General features: G+C 59.5%; 19 protein-coding genes. 10 read left to right on the forward strand and 9 right to left on the reverse strand.

Annotated elements, in window-relative coordinates:
• Positions 1-30: 30 nt before the first annotated feature.
• Together PSJ8397_RS15785 and PSJ8397_RS15790 are read right to left on the reverse strand one after the other, a co-directional pair.
• Positions 31-666 (reverse strand): response regulator transcription factor, encoded by a 636-nt coding sequence (locus PSJ8397_RS15785; protein WP_085865592.1) that lies wholly within the window; start codon positions 664-666, stop codon positions 31-33.
• Complete coding sequence (locus tag PSJ8397_RS15790) at positions 663-2114, reverse strand: cache domain-containing protein (RefSeq protein WP_085865593.1); 1452 nt, start codon at positions 2112-2114, stop codon at positions 663-665. Before PSJ8397_RS15790 ends, PSJ8397_RS15785 begins: the two co-directional genes overlap by 4 nt.
• 244 nt (positions 2115-2358) lie before the next feature.
• Between PSJ8397_RS15790 and PSJ8397_RS15795 the strand changes: the two genes are divergently transcribed.
• The 3 genes from PSJ8397_RS15795 (at position 2359) to PSJ8397_RS15805 (ending at position 7035) form a co-directional block, all read left to right on the forward strand.
• Positions 2359-3444, forward strand: coding sequence for a TRAP transporter substrate-binding protein (locus PSJ8397_RS15795; protein WP_085865594.1), 1086 nt, complete (start codon positions 2359-2361; stop codon positions 3442-3444).
• Between the two features lie 172 nt (positions 3445-3616).
• The gene (locus tag PSJ8397_RS15800; RefSeq protein ID WP_085865595.1) at positions 3617-4663 is read left to right on the forward strand and encodes a TRAP transporter small permease subunit; all 1047 of its coding nucleotides are present in this window, start codon (positions 3617-3619) and stop codon (positions 4661-4663) included.
• Between the two features lie 17 nt (positions 4664-4680).
• Positions 4681-7035 carry a TRAP transporter large permease gene (locus PSJ8397_RS15805; RefSeq protein WP_085865596.1) on the forward strand — a complete coding sequence of 785 codons (2355 nt, stop codon included), beginning with the start codon at positions 4681-4683 and terminating at the stop codon, positions 7033-7035.
• A gap of 115 nt (positions 7036-7150) precedes the next feature.
• Here the strand turns inward: PSJ8397_RS15805 and PSJ8397_RS15810 are convergent, their stop codons facing one another.
• The gene (locus PSJ8397_RS15810) at positions 7151-8308 is read right to left on the reverse strand and encodes an FAD-binding domain-containing protein (RefSeq protein WP_306372148.1); all 1158 of its coding nucleotides are present in this window, start codon (positions 8306-8308) and stop codon (positions 7151-7153) included.
• A gap of 178 nt (positions 8309-8486) precedes the next feature.
• On the opposite strand from PSJ8397_RS15810, the gene PSJ8397_RS15815 reads away from it, so the two are divergent.
• From PSJ8397_RS15815 to PSJ8397_RS15840, 6 genes are all read left to right on the forward strand, one after another.
• Positions 8487-9113, forward strand: coding sequence for an ATP-dependent Clp protease proteolytic subunit (locus PSJ8397_RS15815; protein ID WP_085865597.1), 627 nt, complete (start codon positions 8487-8489; stop codon positions 9111-9113).
• 128 nt (positions 9114-9241) lie between these two features.
• The gene (clpX, locus tag PSJ8397_RS15820; protein WP_085865646.1) at positions 9242-10510 is read left to right on the forward strand and encodes an ATP-dependent Clp protease ATP-binding subunit ClpX; all 1269 of its coding nucleotides are present in this window, start codon (positions 9242-9244) and stop codon (positions 10508-10510) included.
• A gap of 43 nt (positions 10511-10553) precedes the next feature.
• Positions 10554-10928 carry a RidA family protein gene (locus PSJ8397_RS15825; RefSeq protein WP_085865598.1) on the forward strand — a complete coding sequence of 125 codons (375 nt, stop codon included), beginning with the start codon at positions 10554-10556 and terminating at the stop codon, positions 10926-10928.
• 120 nt (positions 10929-11048) lie between these two features.
• The gene (locus tag PSJ8397_RS15830) at positions 11049-11432 is read left to right on the forward strand and encodes an NADH:ubiquinone oxidoreductase subunit NDUFA12 (RefSeq protein WP_085865599.1); all 384 of its coding nucleotides are present in this window, start codon (positions 11049-11051) and stop codon (positions 11430-11432) included.
• A 9-nt stretch (positions 11433-11441) separates the two neighbouring features.
• A complete protein-coding gene (gene mlaD / locus PSJ8397_RS15835) occupies positions 11442-11888 on the forward strand; it encodes an outer membrane lipid asymmetry maintenance protein MlaD (protein WP_085865600.1) in 447 nt (148 codons plus the stop codon).
• Positions 11885-12253 carry a DUF2155 domain-containing protein gene (locus tag PSJ8397_RS15840; RefSeq protein WP_085865601.1) on the forward strand — a complete coding sequence of 123 codons (369 nt, stop codon included), beginning with the start codon at positions 11885-11887 and terminating at the stop codon, positions 12251-12253. Before mlaD ends, PSJ8397_RS15840 begins: the two co-directional genes overlap by 4 nt.
• Here PSJ8397_RS15840 and aat read toward each other — a convergent pair.
• A complete protein-coding gene (aat, locus tag PSJ8397_RS15845; protein ID WP_085865602.1) occupies positions 12217-12858 on the reverse strand; it encodes a leucyl/phenylalanyl-tRNA--protein transferase in 642 nt (213 codons plus the stop codon). The genes PSJ8397_RS15840 and aat overlap by 37 nt on opposite strands.
• Positions 12859-12932: 74 nt before the next feature.
• Between aat and PSJ8397_RS15850 the strand changes: the two genes are divergently transcribed.
• Positions 12933-13646 carry a class I SAM-dependent methyltransferase gene (locus tag PSJ8397_RS15850; RefSeq protein ID WP_085865603.1) on the forward strand — a complete coding sequence of 238 codons (714 nt, stop codon included), beginning with the start codon at positions 12933-12935 and terminating at the stop codon, positions 13644-13646.
• Positions 13647-13655: 9 nt separating this feature from the next.
• Here the strand turns inward: PSJ8397_RS15850 and accC are convergent, their stop codons facing one another.
• The 5 genes from accC to PSJ8397_RS15875 form a co-directional block, all read right to left on the reverse strand.
• Complete coding sequence (accC, locus tag PSJ8397_RS15855; protein ID WP_085865604.1) at positions 13656-15005, reverse strand: acetyl-CoA carboxylase biotin carboxylase subunit; 1350 nt, start codon at positions 15003-15005, stop codon at positions 13656-13658.
• A 9-nt stretch (positions 15006-15014) separates the two neighbouring features.
• Positions 15015-15512: an acetyl-CoA carboxylase biotin carboxyl carrier protein gene (gene accB, locus PSJ8397_RS15860; RefSeq protein ID WP_085865605.1), complete on the reverse strand. Its 498-nt coding sequence runs from the start codon at positions 15510-15512 to the stop codon at positions 15015-15017.
• A 134-nt stretch (positions 15513-15646) separates the two neighbouring features.
• Positions 15647-16024: a hypothetical protein gene (locus PSJ8397_RS15865; protein WP_085865606.1), complete on the reverse strand. Its 378-nt coding sequence runs from the start codon at positions 16022-16024 to the stop codon at positions 15647-15649.
• A gap of 167 nt (positions 16025-16191) precedes the next feature.
• Entirely contained in the window at positions 16192-18138 is a 1947-nt protein-coding gene (acs, locus tag PSJ8397_RS15870) for an acetate--CoA ligase (protein ID WP_085865607.1), read from the reverse strand.
• Positions 18139-18245: 107 nt separating this feature from the next.
• Complete coding sequence (locus PSJ8397_RS15875) at positions 18246-19019, reverse strand: ABC transporter ATP-binding protein (RefSeq protein WP_085865608.1); 774 nt, start codon at positions 19017-19019, stop codon at positions 18246-18248.
• Between the last annotated feature and the right edge of the window lie 70 nt (positions 19020-19089).

Raw genomic sequence — 19089 nt, forward strand, 5'->3', positions numbered from 1 at the left:
GCTCGGTCGGTTTTAACGACCGCACAGGCCTTACCGGCCTGTGCCTTGTAACACCCCATGCTCCATCGCGTAACGGGTCAGCCCCGCGGTCGATGATATCCCCAGCTTGCGTTTGATGTTCTTGCGGTGGGTTTCCACGGTGCGCACGGAAATATCCAGGGCCAGACCCACATCCTTGTTGGATTTGCCCTGCGCCAATTCCAACAAGATCTGCTGTTCGCGCGATGTCAGGGGCTCGCGCCCGTCGGAGATGCGCGGTTTCAGCGACCCGCGCGCGCCGGTGCACAGGTATTCGCCCCCCGCCATCACCGTATCAATCGCGGTCTTGATCTCTTCTGTGGGCACGTCCTTGAGGACATAGCCCTTGGCCCCGTGGTTCAGCGCCGTTGAGATATATTCAGGGCTGTCATGCATGCTGAGGATCAGGATGCGGGTGTCGGGGCGACGTTCGAGGATGATTTCAGTGGCCGACAGGCCGTTCACACCCGGCATGTTCAGATCAAGGAGCATCACGTCAGGGGCCAGCGCCTCGACCTCGTCAATCGCGGCTTGGCCATTGGTCAGAACACCGATTACGTCCAGATCGTCATAGGTTTCCAAGATGGCTTCGATGCCTTCGGCGACCATCGGGTGGTCGTCGACGATCAGCACGCGGATCGGGGTCATGCGATATCCTTTTGCGTCTTGGCCGGCCGCTTGGCCGCTTTTTCCGGCGACAGCATATGCGTCAACGGCACGCGGGCTTCAAGGGTGGTGCCAGTGCCTGCGCCCGCGGCTGAGGTCAGAACGCGAAAGGTGCCGCCCAGCTGTTCCATGCGTTCGGACATGTTGCGCAGGCCCAATCCGCCGCCCGACGTGCGCCCACGGCGCATGCCCCGCCCGTTGTCTGAGATCTGCAACAAAGCACCTTTTGTGGTTCCCTTGAGGGTCAAGGTCACTTGCGTGGCGTTGGCATGCCGTTCGATATTGGTCAGTGCCTCTTGTGCGACGCGGTAAAGGGCGATGCGGGCGTCTTCGTCCAGACGGCCCCGAAACACGACGGTCTCGAAATCGACGGTGATGCCCGTGCGGGTGCTGAAATCCTCGGACAGGGATTGTAGGGCAGGGCCAAGGCCAAGGTCATCAAGCACCCCGGGCCGCAGATCGCGGCTGATCCGGCGCACTTCGCCAATCGCGCCGCCCAAGGCGTCGATGCCCTTATCCAGGCTCGCACCCGCGCGGTCGTCGCCTGTGGTGATCCGGCGGCGGGCCAGTTCCAGCGCATATCGGACGGAGACCAGAATCTGGCTGATCCCGTCATGGAGTTCACGCGCCACGCGCCCCCGTTCTTCTTCTTGCGTGTCGATGATGCGTTCGGTCAGCTGTTTGAGCTTTGCATCCGCCAGCCTGCGTTCACGGGTGTTGAGCACGATGCCGGTCAAGAACACCGCCAGAAGGGCGGCGATGGTCACGAGAAGGATGTAGAAGGTCGTCTGCTGGATCCGGTCCTCAACATCGGCGCGGGCCGAGGCGACGGTTTCGCGCACGTCATCCACGAAAATCCCCGTGCCAATCGCCCAACGCCAGTCCTGCAGGCCATTGACGTAGACGATCATTGGCGCGGTTTCGCGGGTGGTTGGTTTGGGCCATTGGAATTCATGATAGCCGCCCCCGGACCGCGCCAGCCGGATGATTTCATTGGTGATCGGCACCCCGTCGATGTCATCAAGGCCCCGCCAATTCTGGCCAATCAGATTGGTTTGGCGCGGGGCCACCAGATTTGTGCCGTCGTAATCGAACACAAAGAAATAGCCGTCTTGGCCATATAGCATCGCAGACAGGATGCGGGTGACCTCCAGTTTGGCCTCCTCGTCGTCGGGGGCGGCGCGGCCATAGATGTTCACAAAGGCGGTCTTGGCGATGGAGAGGTAATTTTGCAGCTCATCGCGTTTGGCGTCGATCAGCTGGGTTTCCAAGGCCCTGATTTCACGATCCGCTAAGGCCCGCGACTGGTTCGCCACGATCAGGGTTATGACCGCGACGGACAACAACAGCGGCACCGTGGCCAGCAAAAACAGCTTTTGCCCGTAGCTGAGGCGCACGGCGTCGCGCAGTGATGTCCACACAGATCCCATGGGCGAATCGTTAATCGGGAATCAGTCAGATCACTAGGCTTGATTCGATTCATTCGGTGAGACCGTTTTGATGTTCGCGCTAACATGTTGGTCCAACTGGTCAGATTGTCTGACAATCGGGGGTTTTCTACGGGGCAGTGGGTATTCCGCACGCAACAAGGTTTCGTTAACGTCTTCACACTTGCAACGATCTGTCCGCCTCTTGGGAGGGGTGAGGCAGGCAATTCCATGGGAGGAAATACACATGGATCGTCGTTCTTTTCTGAAGAACTCTGCGCTGGGCGGAACCGCCGCAGCCGCAACCACACTCGCAGCGCCTGCTTATGCCGCTGGCCACCGCACGCTGACGATGGTGACATCCTGGGGCCGCGGCCTTGCAGGTGTGCATGACGCCGCACAGCGCGCAGCCGACACCATCACCGCGATGTCTGACGGCACGCTGACGGTTGACCTGAAAGCCGCAGGCGAGCTGGTTGGCGCGTTTGAAAGCTTTGACGCCGTGACCTCCGGTCAGGCCGACATGTACCACGCCGCTGACTACTACTTCGTGGGTCAGCACCCAGGTTACGCCTTCTTCACATCCGTACCATTCGGCATGTCCCCACAGGAACTGATGAACTGGTACTACCACGGTGGCGGTCACGACCTGCACACCGAGCTGGGCGAAATCTTCGGTCTGAAATCCTTCCTCGCAGGCAACACCGGCCCACAGGCTGGCGGTTGGTTCGCCAAGGAAATCACGGGTCCGGAAGACTTCCAGGGTCTTAAGTTCCGTATGCCGGGCCTTGGTGGTCAGGCACTGGGCAACATGGGTGCCTCCGTTCAGAACTTGCCAGGTGCGGAAGTGTACCAGGCGCTGGCCTCCGGTGCGATCGACGGGACCGAGTGGATCGGCCCATGGGCAGACGAAAAGGCCGGTTTCCAGGAAATCACCAAGTTCTACTACACCGCTGGTATGCACGAGCCGGGCGCAGGCCTGTCCTTGGCGACCAACCTCGACGTCTTCAATGAGCTGTCCCCAGCCCACCAGAAGATCATCGAGATCGCCGCAGGCGAAGCGCACCAGTGGAACCTGGCCCAGTTCATGAACTCCAACGGTGCAGCGCTGCAGCGTCTGCAGGCCGGTGGCGTGAAGGTTCTGGAATTCCCAGACAGCGTTTGGGATGCCATGGGCACCGCCGCAATGGAGACGATGGACCAGTACAACGGCGACGAGCTGTATGACAAAATCCGCGCCTCCTACAACACATCCATGGCGGAATCCTCCAGCTGGATTTCCCAGTCCGAAGGTGCGTACCGCGCCCAGCGTGACCGTGTGATGGGCGGCTAAGGCCGCTTTCTGGGTCATTTGATCCAGATCAAAGAACCGGAGGGGTCCTGCCCGGTAGGCAGGGCCCAACCAAACCGGCCCACCCCTTGTTTGGCAATCGTGATCGGCCATCGTGACCGGTGGATGCTGACAAGCTGGGCCTAACTTTCAAGACATTTCGGGGGGCAGGGACATGGAAGAAGACGCCGCAAACGCAGGCTTCTGGTCCAGCTATGAAAACGGATTTACGCGATTGGTTGAACGCTGGCAGGGCAATGTCCCTGAAGGGGCGGACCCGATTGCACCGGCTGAGACGACCTTGGGCGCCATCTGGGACGCCTTTGTGTGGTTCTTTGCCAATATTCTTGAGGCGATCTACAACATCGCCTTTGCCATCACCCATCCGACCATCTGGTTGGACTGGCTCAGCTGGGCCAACACCACCGAGGACAAAGAGGCGCTGATGCGGTTCGTCTATTATGGCGGATCGGTTGAGTTCTTCTTTGCGGTCTTCACGATGTTCTTGATCCTGTCGGCTGCGGCCTTTGCGTACAGGCCGTTGATGTGGGGCGTGGTGCGGGTCTTTGAAGGCATCGCCAATTCGGTCGGGCGGACCTTTGCCTGGGCCGGATTGCTGATGGTGATGATCCAGATCATTATTATTTTCATGCAGCGGGTCTTTGCGGTGTCTGAAATTTCGTTTGGTTTCGGGATGGCGACGACCTTCGATGTCAGCTGGTGGGCCGAAAGCCTGAAGCTGTATAACGCCATGATTGTCTGCCTGTGTGTGACCTATACCTTTGTTCAGGGCGGACATGTCCGCGTTGATCTGGTCTATTCCGCCATAGGCCACCGCGCCAAACGTGTGATCGACATGTTCGGGTCGCTGTTTTTCATGGTGCCTGCGGCGATCATCACGTGGATGTACGGGTGGTACTTCTTGTGGCGTCACCTGATCACGCCAAAGCCGTCCGCGTCCGACAGCCTTGATCGGTTGCTGACCAAGGCGCGCGCGGTGCGCTGGAACGTGGAAACCATCGGCTTCAGCCCCAACGGGTTCAACGCCTACTTCCTGTTCAAGGTCCTGTTGGTGTTGTTCACCGCATTGGTTCTGCTGCAGGCGGTCGCCTTCTTCTATCGGTCCTATCTGGAATGGGTCGAAGGCGAAGACAGCATCGGCAAAAACCTCGACAAAGATACGCTCGGTGAAGGTGAAGAAGCCTTCGAAGGCACACATTAAAAGAAGGCTGGAAAATCATGCTTTTCGGACTTGATGGCGTAGAAATTGGCCTCATTATCGTTTTCCTGTGTCTGTTCGCAGGTATCTTGTCGGGCTTTCCCGTCGCCTTTGCCATCGGTGGCTCGGCCATCATTTCATTCGCGATCATCGCGGCGTTGGACAGCGGGGGGTATCTGATCCACCAGGCGATCGACACGGGGTCTGCAGAATATGCGGCCCTGATCGCAGAAGGGATAAGGCCGGAAAGCATATCCGTGTTCCGGTTCCCCGAATTGCCCCGCATCGAAGAAGCGCTGTTTGACGCCGGCTGGATGACCACCGGTCTGGACCGCAACGTGTCCTTCGTCGTCAACCGCATGAACGAACGGGTCTTGGCGGGCCAGTCGATTGAGACCTTGTTGGCGGTGCTGATGTTCGTGCTGATGGGCATCACGTTGGAACGCTCCAAGATCGCGGACGACCTGCTGACCACCATGAGCCGCGTTTTCGGCGGATTGCCGGGCGGTCTGGCCGTGTCGGTGGTGGTTGTGGGCGCGTTCCTTGCGGCCTCGACCGGGATTGTGGGCGCGACCGTTGTGACCATGGGCCTGTTGTCGCTGCCCACCATGTTGCGCGCAGGCTATTCGAAAGAGTTGGCGACGGGCGTCATCGCGGCATCTGGCACCTTGGGGCAGATCATTCCGCCGTCCATCGTGATCGTTTTGTTGGGCACCTTGGCGGGGGATTTGTATTCCGCGGCCCAGGAAGAACGCGCGCAGCTTGCAGGCTGTTCGGATGCACTGACCTATCTGGGGGAACCTGCGGTGGTGTCCGTGGGCACCTTGTTCCAGGCCGCTTTGTTGCCGGGGATCATGTTGGCGGGGCTTTATGCGGCCTATGCCTTTGGCTTTGCCCTGTTGAACCCGGCCAAGGCCCCCGCGGTTGAAATGGGATCCACCAATTCCGAGGCGATCACGCGCAACGAAGGGCTGACATGGTTCCTCGCCGTGCCGGGTGGTCTGATCATTGGTCTGGTGTTCTTGATGAACCTTGGTGTTGTGGGCAGCCAGTCTGTCATCGTCGACAGCTTTACCGATGCGGGTCAAACCGCCAGCCTGCGCACCAACGTGTCGCCGGAATGTGCGGCCTCCATGCAAGAATTGCACGGGGATGAAGCCTGGAACCAAGCGCTGGCCGAGCAGGCCGCGATTGACGAGGCCGGCGGCGTCGCCCAAGCCCGCGCGCTGTCTGATGAGGAACGCGCAGAGCTGGTGGCACAACGGGTGGCAGACGCCCCCGCGATTGGCACCGGCATTGCGGTGCTGGCATTGCTGTTGGGTCTGGTTCTGGCTGTGGCACGGGGCGTGTCGCCGTCGTCCAACCCGCTGCCATTGGTGGTGGGGGCAGGGGCCATCGGCCTGATGCTTTTGGCGGATATCGTTCTGATTTCTCCGCTGACATCGCCGGGTGTGACGACGTTGATCATCATCCTGCCTTTGCTGCTGGTCGCGTGGTCTATGCGGTTTGCGCTGGCACGGTTGGCCAAGAACGACCTGTTGCGCGTGGTTTTCCCGCCGTTGGTTCTGATCGTGGCTGTGCTGGGCTCTATCCTGGGTGGGATCACCAACCCCACACCTGCAGCCGCACTGGGCGCAGGCGGGGCGATCATGCTGGCGGCCTACCGCAAGCTGGCGGATCAGGAAAAGTCGGGCAAGATCATTCTGTTGGCCACGGGTGCTGTGATGCTCATGCTGATTGTGGGCGTGAACTTCGATATGCGGATCGGGCAGGAAGATGTGGCGTTTGAGGATTACCTCGCCTTCTTCTTCGCGTTCTCCATGTTCCTGTTCTCGATGTTCGGTCTGTTTTACGCCTGCACGGTCCTGTGGCTGGGCGGCGTGCTGACGCCGGTGGTGCGAGAGACGGCGAAGGTGACGTCGATGGTGTTCACCATCCTCATCGGGTCGCAGCTGTTGAACCTTGTGGTGATTTCCTTTGGCGGGGAACATTACATCCAGCAGTTCTTGCGGTCCTTTGATGAGGAATGGACGGTCTTCCTGATCGTGATGTTGGTGTTGTTCATCTTGGGCTTCGTGTTGGACTTCCTTGAGATCATCTACATCGTGATCCCGATCGTGGGGCCCGTCATCTACGGCGGCACGTTCGATCCCAAGTGGGTGACGATCATGATCGCGGTGAACCTGCAGACGTCCTTCCTGACACCACCTTTCGGCTTTGCGCTGTTCTATCTGCGCGGCGTGGCCCCGAAAGAGGTGACGACAGGTGACATCTACCGCGGTGTGGCACCTTTCGTGCTGATCCAGGTGGTGGGGCTGGCGATCTTGGCCTTCTTCCCAAGCATCGTGACGATTGTCCCGAACCTGCTGAACTGAGCCCCTCTGGCATGACATGAAAAAGGCGCCCCCGATTCCTGTCGGGGGCGCCTTTGGTTTTTTTGGGGGGGCGCAAATTTCCGGAAATTTGCGGGGGATCTAAAATTCCGGAATTTTAGATCAGGCTCAACTGGTTGTCGTAGGCACGCAATAATTTCGGGATCTTGTCTTTGAATTTGAAGAACCCAGCGGTGGCGTATTGCCAGGCCTTTGCGTCATAAGGCCGGATCAGCTTGTGCGTTTCAATGCTCGCCAAGGCATCCGCAGTGCCGCCCACGGGCGGGTAGGACATGACAACGGCATCAAATCCCGCGGCCCAGTCTTTCACCGCAGCGACGTCAGCCAACCGCGTGGCGCCGCCCAGCCGTTTTGCCGTGTCGTCAAAGGCACCCGTCATAAAGGACGTGAGGCGTTCGCCAAGATGCAGCGGGCTGCGGTGGGCCGTGCCGTCGTAAAGTGCCACGCCGTCTACGCTGATCTGATCCGTGATCCAATCCGGCGTCAGATCATCTTCAGTCACCAGCAGGCCCACGTTGCCCTTGGGCAAGGGTGACGAGGTGGGCAGGGCCGTGCGGTCAGGGTTGGGATAGCCGTCGAGCGGGGCGGCAAAGGCGGCCAGATCACGGGGACGGAACCGGCCATCGGTATATTTTGCTATGTTGTCGGGCCGCGCCAGATAGGTTTTGCCCACTGTCTGCAGCCCGCCGACCCAGCGCCACCCCAACGTATTGGACGCAGGATCGCCGTCCAAAAGGTGCCGCAAGAAGAAATCTGCGCCCAACTCCCACGGCAACCGCAGGGTAAAGATCCAGATCGATGCAAACCACATCCGCGCGTGATTGTGCAGGTAGCCGGTCTCGACCAGCTCCCGCGCCCAGTGGTCAAAACAGTCGATGCCGGTGGCCCCCGCGCAGGCGTCACCCCAGGCACGGCGCAGACCCGATTGCGTTTGCACATCATTGAGCGCCTGATCCAGCCCTGTGCGATACTGTGTCCAAACCGAAGGACGGTGTTCCAGCCAGCCTTTCCAATAGGTGCGCCAGTAGACCTCTTGGATGAACTTTTCCGCCGTGGAGGGCGCGTGGGCGGCCAGGCAGGCGCGCAGCACCTCATCCTCGCTCACCATGCGGTGGCGCAAATACGGCGACAGGCGCGACACATCGTCGTGGCCGGGGCGGTCGTAATTGCGGTTGCCGGCGTAGTGGCGGCCCATTTTGGGTGTATAGGCGACAAGGCGCGCCAGCCCTGCGTCTCGTGTCGGATCAAACATCATGGCCAGAGAGGTAGCGGAGGTTGAAACCGGATCAAGGCGTGCTTTTATGTAGCACCCGCGCGGGTCTCCTCACGCGAAATGGTGCCCTTGAAGCCCCCCGTCACCCCCACTAAGGTTTGGGTAACGAATACCCTGTAGATGACGCAGAAATGCGTCCAAATCCCGAAGGCAGAAGCTTATGCAAGATCCCGTCGAAACCTACATGAATTTGGTCCCCATGGTCGTTGAACAGACGTCGCGTGGCGAACGGGCCTATGATATTTTCAGCCGTCTTCTTAAAGAACGTATTGTTTTTGTGAATGGCCCCATTCACGACGGGATGAGCCAGCTGATTGTCGCACAGCTGCTTCACCTTGAGGCGGAAAACCCGAAAAAAGAAATTTCGATGTACATCAACAGCCCCGGTGGGGCCGTCCATTCGGGGATGAGCATTTATGACACGATGCAGTACATCCGCCCCAAGGTCAGCACGCTGATTTGCGGCATGGCGGCCTCTATGGGGTCGGTGATTGCTGTGGGCGGCGAAAAGGGGATGCGGTTTGCGCTGCCCAATTCCGAAGTGATGGTGCACCAGCCTTCGGGGGGCGCCCAGGGCATGGCATCCGATATTCTGATCCGCGCCAACCATATCGAGCAAACCCGTGAGCGGATGTACAAATTGTACATGAAGCACACAGGTCAGACCAAGAAAGAGGTCGAAAAGGCGCTTGATCGTGACAAGTGGATGACGCCGGAAGAGGCCAAAGACTGGGGCCACATCGATGAAATCGTCGAAAGCCGCGGCAAGCTGGATGACGACGCTTAGACTTAGGCGTGTGATCACAGTCGCGTTTTAGGCGTTGTGGACCATATCGGGCTGGCTTAGGGTGAAACCCAACCAGCCCGAAACATTAAAAAGGCCACGCTTTGCGGGCCGACCAAGGGAAAGACGACATGGCGAATACGTCTGGCGGCGACAGCAAAAACACCTTGTACTGCAGCTTTTGCGGCAAAAGCCAGCATGAGGTGCGCAAACTGATTGCAGGGCCAACGGTTTTCATCTGCGATGAATGCGTTGAATTGTGCATGGATATCATCCGCGAGGAGACGAAATCCGCGGGCCTGAAAGCGTCCGAAGGCGTGCCGACCCCGCTTGAGATTTGTAGCGTTCTGGATGATTACGTGATCGGGCAAGCCCACGCCAAACGGGTTTTGTCGGTGGCGGTTCACAACCACTACAAACGCCTGAATCACGCGGAAAAATCCGATATTGAACTGGCGAAATCCAACATCATGCTCATCGGCCCGACAGGCTGCGGCAAAACGTTGCTGGCGCAGACGTTGGCGCGCATTCTGGATGTGCCGTTCACTATGGCGGATGCGACGACCCTGACAGAGGCCGGCTATGTCGGTGAAGATGTGGAAAACATCATCCTGAAGCTGTTGCAGGCCTCCGAATACAATGTGGAACGCGCGCAGCGCGGCATCGTCTATATCGATGAGGTCGACAAAATCACGCGTAAGTCTGACAACCCGTCGATCACACGCGATGTGTCCGGTGAAGGCGTGCAGCAAGCGCTTTTGAAGATCATGGAGGGCACCGTGGCCTCCGTTCCGCCGCAGGGCGGGCGCAAGCATCCGCAGCAGGAATTCCTGCAGGTGGACACCACGAACATCCTGTTCATCTGTGGTGGCGCGTTTGCGGGTCTGGATAAGATCATTGCCCAACGCGGCAAGGGCGCAGGCATGGGCTTTGGTGCCGAAGTGCGCGGACCAGATGAACGTGGCGTGGGTGAGATTTTCACCGACCTTGAACCAGAAGATCTGTTGAAATTCGGCCTGATCCCCGAATTCGTGGGTCGTCTGCCTGTGATCGCGACGCTGGAAGATCTGGACGAAGACGCGCTGGTCACGATCCTGAGCAAGCCAAAAAACGCGCTGGTCAAACAATACCAACGTTTGTTTGAGCTTGAGGACGTCAAGCTGACGTACACCGATGACGCCCTGCAGGCGATCGCCAAACGCGCGATTGAACGCAAAACGGGTGCACGTGGGTTGCGGTCGATCATGGAAGACATCCTTCTGGATACGATGTTCGATCTGCCGGGCATGGACACGGTGACCGAAGTGGTTGTGAACGAAGAGGCGGTGGGCCCTGACGCTGCACCGCTGATGATCCACGACGATTCCAAAAAAGAGGTGGAGCCTGCGACGGCCGGATAGCCGTTGCGGGCCACCGCGGCGCGGGATCCCGGACATCAGACAGGTGCGTCACATCTCCACCGGATCCCCGTTTGAGGCCCAGATCGGCTACAGCCGCGCGGTGGTTGCGGACGGATGGGTGTTTGTTGCGGGGACCACGGGGTATGATTATGCCACGATGACCTTGCCCGAAACGGTTGAGGACCAGTGCCGCAATACCTTGGCCACGATCGCGGCCGCATTGGACGAGGCAGGATCGTCTTTGGATCATGTGGTGCGGGTGACTTATATCCTGCCAGACAAGATGGATTGGCCCAAATGCTGGCACCTGACGTCGCAGGCGTTCGCTGTGGCCAAACCCGCAGCCACCATGATGGTGGCCGATTTGCAGGAAGATGCGATGAAGATCGAAATTGAGGTTACGGCCCGCGTCCCGTGACGGGGCCCAAAACACATGCGCTAAAATTCCGGAATTTTAGCCCCTCGCAAACGGCGACGCTGGACCTTTGACGCGCAATAAGGCACATAAGCGCCAAGCCAAATCAGGAGCCTGAGAGACATGGGTCTAGGGAATTTTATCAAACGTATCTTCGTGTGGTGGGACAACCAGACCATCGGCACGCAGCTGTGGACATGGCGCAAAGGCAAAAAGGTTGGTGAGGATGAGGCGGGCAACGTCTACTACACCAACGCCGATGAGACCCGACGTTGGGTGATCTTCAACGGTGAGGTTGAGGGCAGCCGCGTCAGCCCCGAATGGCACGGCTGGCTGCACCACACCTGGGATGAGCTTCCGTCCGACGAAACAGTGCCGAACAAACCATGGGAAAAACCGCACTTGCCAAACCTGACCGGCACAGCGCAGGCCTATGCGCCCAAGGGATCTATCCGTAAACCGGATCCGTCCCCCCGCAGCGACTACGAAGCCTGGACGCCAGAGTAACGGGGCCACATGCGCGAAAACACCACAGAGGTCATCGTCGGGGCCGCCGTATTTGCGGCGGCTTTGGGCTTTTTGTGGGTTCTCTTGGGGGCCGCAGGGATAGGCGGGCCCGCGACGGGTCAGGATTTGCGCGCCAACTTTCGGTCGGCTGAGGGGGTGACCGTGGGCACGGACATTCGCATGGCGGGCGTGTCCATCGGCACCGTCAGCGGGCTTTCGCTGAACACCGACACCTATCGTGCCGAGGCCCTATTTGCCATTGATGACGGCGTGCCCATCCCCAATGATAGCGCCGCCGTGGTCGCCTCTGAAGGTCTGTTGGGCGGCACCTTTGTGGAAATCGTACCGGGCGGGTCGTTTGATATGTATGAAGACGGCGCGTTGATCGAAGACACCCAAGGGGCGGTCAGTTTGATCCAACTGTTGATGACCTTTGTGGGGCGGGACGACGAATGAGAACGATACGTGCAGCGATTTTTGCGACCCTGGTTGCGGCCATGGGTCTGCCCGCAGTGGCACAGGAGGCGACGACCGGAACAGGTGGTGTTCTGCGCGTTCTGGACAAGATCACGGGGCGCACGGATGACCTGCAATTCGCCAACGGTGAGACCAAGCAATATGGCTTGCTGAACATCACCATGACGGAGTGCCGCTATCCGTCAGGCAACAGATCGGGCGATGCCTACGCCCTGCTGACGATGGTTTACAACAACGAGGTTGAGCCTGTTTTTCGCGGTTGGATGATCGCCTCGGCGCCTGCGCTGAACGCGTTGGATCATCCGCGTTATGATGTCTGGGCGTTGCGCTGCAGCACCGAATAGACGTCCGGCACTGGGCCTTGCCGGTCAAAATGCGCATCAAGTGCGAGGGCCTCCGTCAGGCGTGCGCGGTATTGGGCACGGGGGATTTCCACCGCCCCCAAACGGGCCAGATGCGGCGTGATGAACTGCGTGTCAAACAAGGAAAAGCCGCCCACGCGCAGCCGGTCCACCAGATAGGCCAGCGCCACTTTTGAGGCATCGCGCCTGCGGCTGAACATGCTTTCGCCAAAAAACGCGCCGCCCAGGGTGATCCCGAAGACACCGCCCACCAGCGCGTCCTCCTCCCAGATTTCAATGGAGCGCGCCATGCGGGCCAGATGCAGCTGGCCATAAAGATCGCTGAGCATGTCGTTGATCCATGTCTCATCCCTGTCGGCGCAGCCCTGCACAACGCCTGCAAAATCAACGTCGTAGGTGACGCGAAACCGATCCGCGCGCATGGTTTTGGCCAATGAGCGAGAGATGTGGAACCCATCCAGCGGGATCACACCGCGCAGGCGCGGATCCACCCAGAACAATTCCGTATCGGTGCGGTGCTCGGCCATGGGAAAGATCCCGCCCGCGTAGGCTGACAGCAAAATTTCAGGCGTTAGGGTCGTGGTCACGTGTCGTGTCCTTGCGGGGCTTGCTTTGTGGTCGGCGGGTGCGAATACTCAGAAAAAAGAACGGAGCAGTCCCAATGTCATTTTTCGATTTTATTGAAGATCTTCCCTATTACCAAGACGTTGATGTGTCCGTGCCGCGGATGAATGCGCGGTATGAGGCCCTGATCGCCCCCCATGCGGAGGCCATCAACGGCGCACGGGTGCTGGATTTGGCCGCTCACGATGGGCGCTGGTCCTACGCCTTTGCGGGGGCAGGCGCGGCGGAGGTTGTGGGCATCGAAGGCCGCCAAGAGATGGTGGATAAGTTTGCAGATTTTCCTGATGCGCCGTTCAAGGACCGCATTGATTTGCGGGTGGGCGATATTTACGACGGGATGGAGGCCGAAATCGCCAAGGGCGAAACCTATGATATCGTTGCGGTTTTCGGCATTCTGTATCACCTGATGGATCATTTCCGGCTGTTCCAGCTGATCCGCAAGCTGCAGCCCAAGATGGTGATCGTGGACAGTGAATTCATGCTGCGACCCGGCCCGATCATGATGCTGATCACTGAAAGGACGTCGAATGTGCTGAACGCGATCCCGCAGTATGAAGGGCAGGAACGGGCGATCAAGGCCGTGTGCAGTTTCCGCGCGATGGAAGATATGGCGCAGGCGCTTGCCTATGAGATCGAGTGGTTCGATTGGGACGCCCGCGACGAGGACGCGCGCGTGGGGCTGAGCGATTATTATCGCCCCAAAGACAAGAGGCGCGGCACCTGCGTGCTGCGCCCCTTTCGCAATGATTGATTGGCCAGATCAGCCGACCAGATTGTCCTCAAGCCAATGTTCAAGCCAGTGGATGTTGTAGTCACCTGACAAAACGGCCTCTTCCTGCAACAGAGCATGAAAGAGGGGCACGGTGGTGTCGACACCGTCGACGATCAGCTCCCCCAAGGCACGGGCCAAACGGGCCAACGCCTCTGGCCGGTCGCGGCCGTGGACGATCAGCTTGCCGATCAGGCTGTCGTAATAGGGCGGGATGGAATAGCCGTCATAAAGCGCGGAATCCATGCGCACGCCAAGGCCACCGGGTGCGTGAAACTGTGTGATCTTGCCCGGACAGGGCGAGAAGTTGGGTAGTTTCTCGGCGTTGATCCGAACCTCAATCGCGTGGCCGTTGATCTTCAGATCGTCCTGACCGAACGACATGGGCAGCCCTGCTGCCACGCGGATTTGTTCGCGCACAAGGTCTTGGCCGAAGATGGCCTCGGTCACGGGGTGTTCCACCTGCAGGCGGGTGTTCATTTCGATGAAGTAGAATTCGCCGTTTTCATACAGGAATTCGATGGTGCCAGCGCCGATGTAGTTGATGCGCGCGCAAGCGTCGGCGCAAATCTTGCCGATGCGGGCGCGTTCTTCGGCGGTGATGGACGGACCGGGGGCTTCCTCGAACACCTTTTGGTGGCGGCGTTGCAGGGAACAATCCCGTTCGCCCAGATGGACTGCATTCCCTTTGCCGTCGCCAAACACCTGAATTTCGATGTGGCGCGGGGTGGTCAGGTATTTTTCAATATAGACGTCGGGGTTGCCGAAGTTGGCTTTGCCTTCGGCGCGGGCGGTCTGGAAGGCCGATTTCATCTCTTCGGCAGAATTGGCCACTTTCATGCCCTTGCCGCCGCCACCAGCTGTAGCCTTGATGATCACGGGATAGCCGAACTCCTCGCCGATTTTCAGCGCGTCTTCGACCGTGTCAACGCCGCCATCGGATCCGGGCACGCAAGGCACGCCCAGTTCTTTCATCGTGTCCTTGGCGGTGATCTTGTCGCCCATGACGCGGATGTGTTCGGCGGTGGGGCCGATGAAGGTCAGCCCGTGGTCTTCGACGATCTGCACGAATTGCGCGTTTTCGGACAGGAAACCGTAGCCGGGATGGATCGCCTGCGCGCCGGTGATTTCACAAGCGGAAATGATGGCCGGAAAGCTGAGGTAGCTGGAGGGCGAGGCGGGCGGGCCAATGCACACGCTTTCGTCGGCCATGCGCACATGCATGGCGTCGGCGTCGGCGGTGGAATGGACAGCAACAGATCCGATGCCCATTTCGCGACACGCGCGGATCACCCGCAACGCGATCTCCCCCCGGTTGGCAATCAGGATTTTATCAAACATCTCAACCCCTTATTCGACAACCATGAGGGGCGCGCCGAATTCAACGGGTGCGCCGTCTTCGACCAGAATGCGTTTCACCGTGCCGGATTTGGGCGCGGGAATGTGGTTCATGGTTTTCATGGCTTCGATGATCAGCAGGGTGTCGCCTTCGTTGACGGTGTCGCCCACCTTGGCGAAGTTGGCGGCATCGGGTTCGGGGGCCAGATATACGGTGCCGACCATGGGGGAGGTCACGGCGCCGGGCAGATTGGCCGGGTCCACATCGTCGCTGGCGGGGGCTGCTGCTGCCGGTGCGGCAGATGGGGCGGGGGCTGCGACAGGTGCTGGGGCAGCGGCCTTTTGCGTTACGACCTGGCCAGGCTGTTGGCGGCTGACGCGCACATTCAAGCTGTCGTTTTCGCCGTAGTCGCGTTTGACCTGAAGTTCTGTCAGATCGTTTTCGCGCAGCAGTTCTGCCAATGCCTTAATAAAGCTGACGTCCGTATCATGGGGCGTTTTTTTGGTCATTTTTCCCTCGGCCAGTTGCCTGTTCTTGTGCAAACAGCCCCGCAAACCGGCAGGGCTTTTATGTCCTTACACCAAGGTCACGACGGTTGAAAGCGCAGGCGGGCGGGAAAATGACCCCACGTCATTTCGACATGTTAGCGGTCAAGGTCCGATGTGGGGTCAGGGTCTGATGCCACGGGCTCAGCAGGCGGCGGTTTCTGCGCCTCCTGGTCCTCCGGCAGCATGGTGATACCATAGGGTTTGAGGGTACGTTCGGCCTGTGATGCGCCAACGGGTTCGAATTCGGGCAGATCTTCCTGCAAGGGCAATGCGGCCTGAGACACGAGGCCGGATTGATTGGGGGTGGCGGGCATCGGCAGCGGCACCTGAGGCGTGGGATCGGTTTTGAGGGCGGCGGTATCCGCGGTCGGGCGGGCGTCCGGTGTGGCAGGGGGCGGGGCCGCGTCTGCAGAGGGTTGGACGGTCGGGCCCGAGATCTGCGGGCCGGCGACGTTGGGAGATTGCATAACCATTACAGGCTCCTTCAACACAGAAGAAAGCCCCCACCGTCTGTGATCAAACCACACAGACGTTAACAAACCCTTTCTTGGTTCAATAAAAAACCGCGCCGGTTCGCACCAGCGCGGTTTTTGGGCACCGTGTTGGCCCCCGTATTGCCGCCTTGTTGCGGCAGCAGGGATCAGTCGGAGCGGTTCATGCGGTTCGCGATCAGATCATCGACCACCGAAGGGTCGGCGAGGGTCGAGGTATCGCCCAAGGCGCCAAAATCATCCTCGGCGATTTTGCGCAGGATGCGGCGCATGATCTTGCCGGAGCGTGTTTTGGGCAGGCCCGGCGCCCATTGGATCAGATCCGGTTTGGCGATGGGGCCGATTTCCGTGCGGACCCAGGTTTCCAATTCCTTGCGCAGCTCGTCGCTGGGCTCTTCGCCGTTCATCAGGGTCACATAGGCGTAGATCCCCTGACCTTTGATGTCATGGGGGTATCCGACGACGGCGGATTCCGCGACTTTGGCGTGTGCCACGAGGGCGGATTCGACCTCGGCTGTGCCCATGCGGTGGCCGGAGACGTTGATGACGTCATCCACGCGGCCTGTGACCCAGTAATCACCGTCCGCGTCGCGTTTGCAGCCGTCGCCGGAGAAATAGTAGCCTTTGTAATCGCCAAAATAGGTCTTTTCGAACCGTTCGTGATCGCCCCAGACAGTGCGCATCTGGCCGGGCCAGCTGTCGGCGATGCACAGCACGCCTTCGACGTCGTTGCCGTGGATTTCCTCGCCCGATTGCGGGTCAAGCACGACGGGTTTCACGCCAAAGAACGGGGTTTGTGCTGCACCCGGTTTCAGGGTCGTGGCGCCGGGCAGGGGGGTCAGCATGTGACCTCCGGTTTCTGTCTGCCAGAAGGTGTCGACGATGGGGCAATTGCCGCCGCCGACCACGTTGTAATACCATGTCCAGGCTTCCGGATTTATCGGCTCACCCACGGAGCCAAGCAGACGCAAGTCACTGAGATCATGTTTTTTTACGTGATCATCGCCCGCGCCCATGAGCGCCCGAATGGCGGTGGGTGCGGTGTAGAATTGGGTGACTTTGTGCTTTGCGCAAACCTCCCAGAAGCGGCCTGCGTCGGGGAAGGTCGGCACGCCTTCGAACATGATCGTGGTCGCGCCATTGGCCAGCGGGCCATAGACGATATAGCTGTGGCCAGTGACCCAGCCCACGTCGGCGGTGCACCAGAAGACATCACCGTCGTGGTAGTCGAACGTGTATTGGTGCGTCATCGACGCGTAGACGAGGTAGCCGCCGGTCGTATGCACCACGCCCTTGGGCTGACCGGTGGAGCCGGAGGTGTAGAGGATGAACAACGGGTCTTCCGCGTTCATTTCTTCGGGCTTTTGGTAATCGTCCGCCTCAAGCACCAGTTCGTTATAGTCGTAGTCACGATCCGTCCAGGTGGTCTGACCGCCCGTGCGTTTTACCACCAGACACTTAACATTTTCCTTACAATGCAGCAGGGCCGCATCGGCGTTGGATTTAAGGGGTGTTTCGCGTCCGCCGCGGGGGGCGTAGTCGGCAGTGATCACCAGCTTGGCGTCGCAGCCGTTGATTCGCGCGCCCAAGGCGTCCGGCGAAAAGCCAGCGAAAACGATGGAATGGACCGCGCCGATGCGGGTACAGGCGAGCATGGCGTAGGCGGCCTCTGGGATCATGGGGAGGTAGAGGACGACGCGGTCGCCTTTGGAAACTCCCAATGATTGCAGGATGTTGGCCATGCGGCAGACGTGGCCTTGCAATTCGCGGTAGGTGATGTGCTTGGCGTCGTCCTTTGGATCATCGGGTTCCCAGATGATCGCCGTTTGATCGCCACGGGTTTCCACATGACGGTCCACGCAGTTGGCAGAGACGTTCAACGTGCCGTCTTCAAACCATTTAATGTCAATGTTTCCAGGGGTGAAGGAGCTGTTCTTCACCTTGGTGTAGGGCTTGATCCAGTCCAGCCGTTTGCCCTCTTCGGCCCAGAACCCTTCGGGGTCGGTGATCGAATGGGAATACATTTTGGCATAGGTTTCGGCGTCTGCGTGGGCGCGTTTGGCCTGTGCTTCGGTGGGGGGGTAGGTGTTGGACATGGGTCCCTCGTGTCGTCAAATTTGCGGTATGGTTTGCGTATGGCAACCGTATGGCTCGCGTATGGCAGCTTGGCTGGCAGGGCACCGGGCAGCGCCCCGCCAAAAGATCAGATGGCGAGGTATTTCGCGCGCAGGGCCTCATCCTCAAGAACCTCTTGGGCGGAGCCGTCATAGACCACCTTGCCGATGTCGAGGATCACAGCGCGGTCGGCCAGTTTCAGGGCGGCGACGGCGTTTTGTTCGACGATGACGGTGGTGATGCCTTGATCGCGGATCAGTTCCAGCGTTTTGGCGATTTCCTGCACGATGACAGGGGCCAGACCTTCGTAGGGTTCATCAAGCAGCAGGACCTTGATGTCCCGACACAGCGCGCGGGCAATCGACAGCATCTGCTGTTCGCCGCCCGACAGCGTCACGCCTTCCTGGTTGCGACGTTCGCGCAGACGCGGGAAGAGGTCATAGACGCGATCGATGGACCAGCCCTTGGGGGGGGCGATCTGGGCGAGTTTGAGGTTTTCTTCAACCGTCAGGCCCGGAATGATGGAGCGGTCTTCAGGGACCAGCTGGATGCCCGCTTGAGAGGCCTGATGGCTGCGCATTTCGTGCAAGGGCTGGTGATCGAGCCAGATTTCGCCGTGCTTCAACTCTGGGTCGTCCATCCGTGCGATGGTGCGCAGGGTGGAGGTTTTGCCCGCGCCATTGCGGCCCAGCAGGGCGAGGATTTCGCCCTCGTGGATGTCAAAGCTGACGCCTTGGACGATGTAGCTTTCGCCGTAGTAGGCCTCGATGTCCCAAACGCTGAGGAATTTGGGGGCCGTGGCGGCCATGTTGCGGTTTTTATCGAATTTGCCCTCGGGGCGGAGTTCTTCAACGTGTGTCATGTTTTTGGTTCCTTGGTGTCAAAGTCTCATCGAGACTTTGGGGGCAGAGTTTCGAGGAAACTCTGCGCGC

This window comes from Pseudooctadecabacter jejudonensis (assembly GCF_900172275.1).
GTDB lineage: Bacteria > Pseudomonadota > Alphaproteobacteria > Rhodobacterales > Rhodobacteraceae > Octadecabacter > Octadecabacter jejudonensis.

Coding starts and splice junctions, on each gene's coding strand:
- acs (WP_085865607.1), bottom strand. CDS start 18,138: ATGTCCAACACCTACCCCCCCACCGAAGCACAGGCCAAACGCGCCCAC.
- PSJ8397_RS15840 (WP_085865601.1), top strand. CDS start 11,885: ATGAGAACGATACGTGCAGCGATTTTTGCGACCCTGGTTGCGGCCATG.
- PSJ8397_RS15790 (WP_085865593.1), bottom strand. CDS start 2,114: ATGGGATCTGTGTGGACATCACTGCGCGACGCCGTGCGCCTCAGCTAC.
- PSJ8397_RS15815 (WP_085865597.1), top strand. CDS start 8,487: ATGCAAGATCCCGTCGAAACCTACATGAATTTGGTCCCCATGGTCGTT.
- PSJ8397_RS15865 (WP_085865606.1), bottom strand. CDS start 16,024: ATGGTTATGCAATCTCCCAACGTCGCCGGCCCGCAGATCTCGGGCCCG.
- accB (WP_085865605.1), bottom strand. CDS start 15,512: ATGACCAAAAAAACGCCCCATGATACGGACGTCAGCTTTATTAAGGCA.
- PSJ8397_RS15805 (WP_085865596.1), top strand. CDS start 4,681: ATGCTTTTCGGACTTGATGGCGTAGAAATTGGCCTCATTATCGTTTTC.
- PSJ8397_RS15850 (WP_085865603.1), top strand. CDS start 12,933: ATGTCATTTTTCGATTTTATTGAAGATCTTCCCTATTACCAAGACGTT.
- mlaD (WP_085865600.1), top strand. CDS start 11,442: ATGCGCGAAAACACCACAGAGGTCATCGTCGGGGCCGCCGTATTTGCG.
- PSJ8397_RS15810 (WP_306372148.1), bottom strand. CDS start 8,308: ATGATGTTTGATCCGACACGAGACGCAGGGCTGGCGCGCCTTGTCGCC.
- PSJ8397_RS15830 (WP_085865599.1), top strand. CDS start 11,049: ATGGGTCTAGGGAATTTTATCAAACGTATCTTCGTGTGGTGGGACAAC.
- PSJ8397_RS15785 (WP_085865592.1), bottom strand. CDS start 666: ATGACCCCGATCCGCGTGCTGATCGTCGACGACCACCCGATGGTCGCC.
- PSJ8397_RS15800 (WP_085865595.1), top strand. CDS start 3,617: ATGGAAGAAGACGCCGCAAACGCAGGCTTCTGGTCCAGCTATGAAAAC.
- accC (WP_085865604.1), bottom strand. CDS start 15,005: ATGTTTGATAAAATCCTGATTGCCAACCGGGGGGAGATCGCGTTGCGG.
- PSJ8397_RS15875 (WP_085865608.1), bottom strand. CDS start 19,019: ATGACACACGTTGAAGAACTCCGCCCCGAGGGCAAATTCGATAAAAAC.
- PSJ8397_RS15795 (WP_085865594.1), top strand. CDS start 2,359: ATGGATCGTCGTTCTTTTCTGAAGAACTCTGCGCTGGGCGGAACCGCC.
- clpX (WP_085865646.1), top strand. CDS start 9,242: ATGGCGAATACGTCTGGCGGCGACAGCAAAAACACCTTGTACTGCAGC.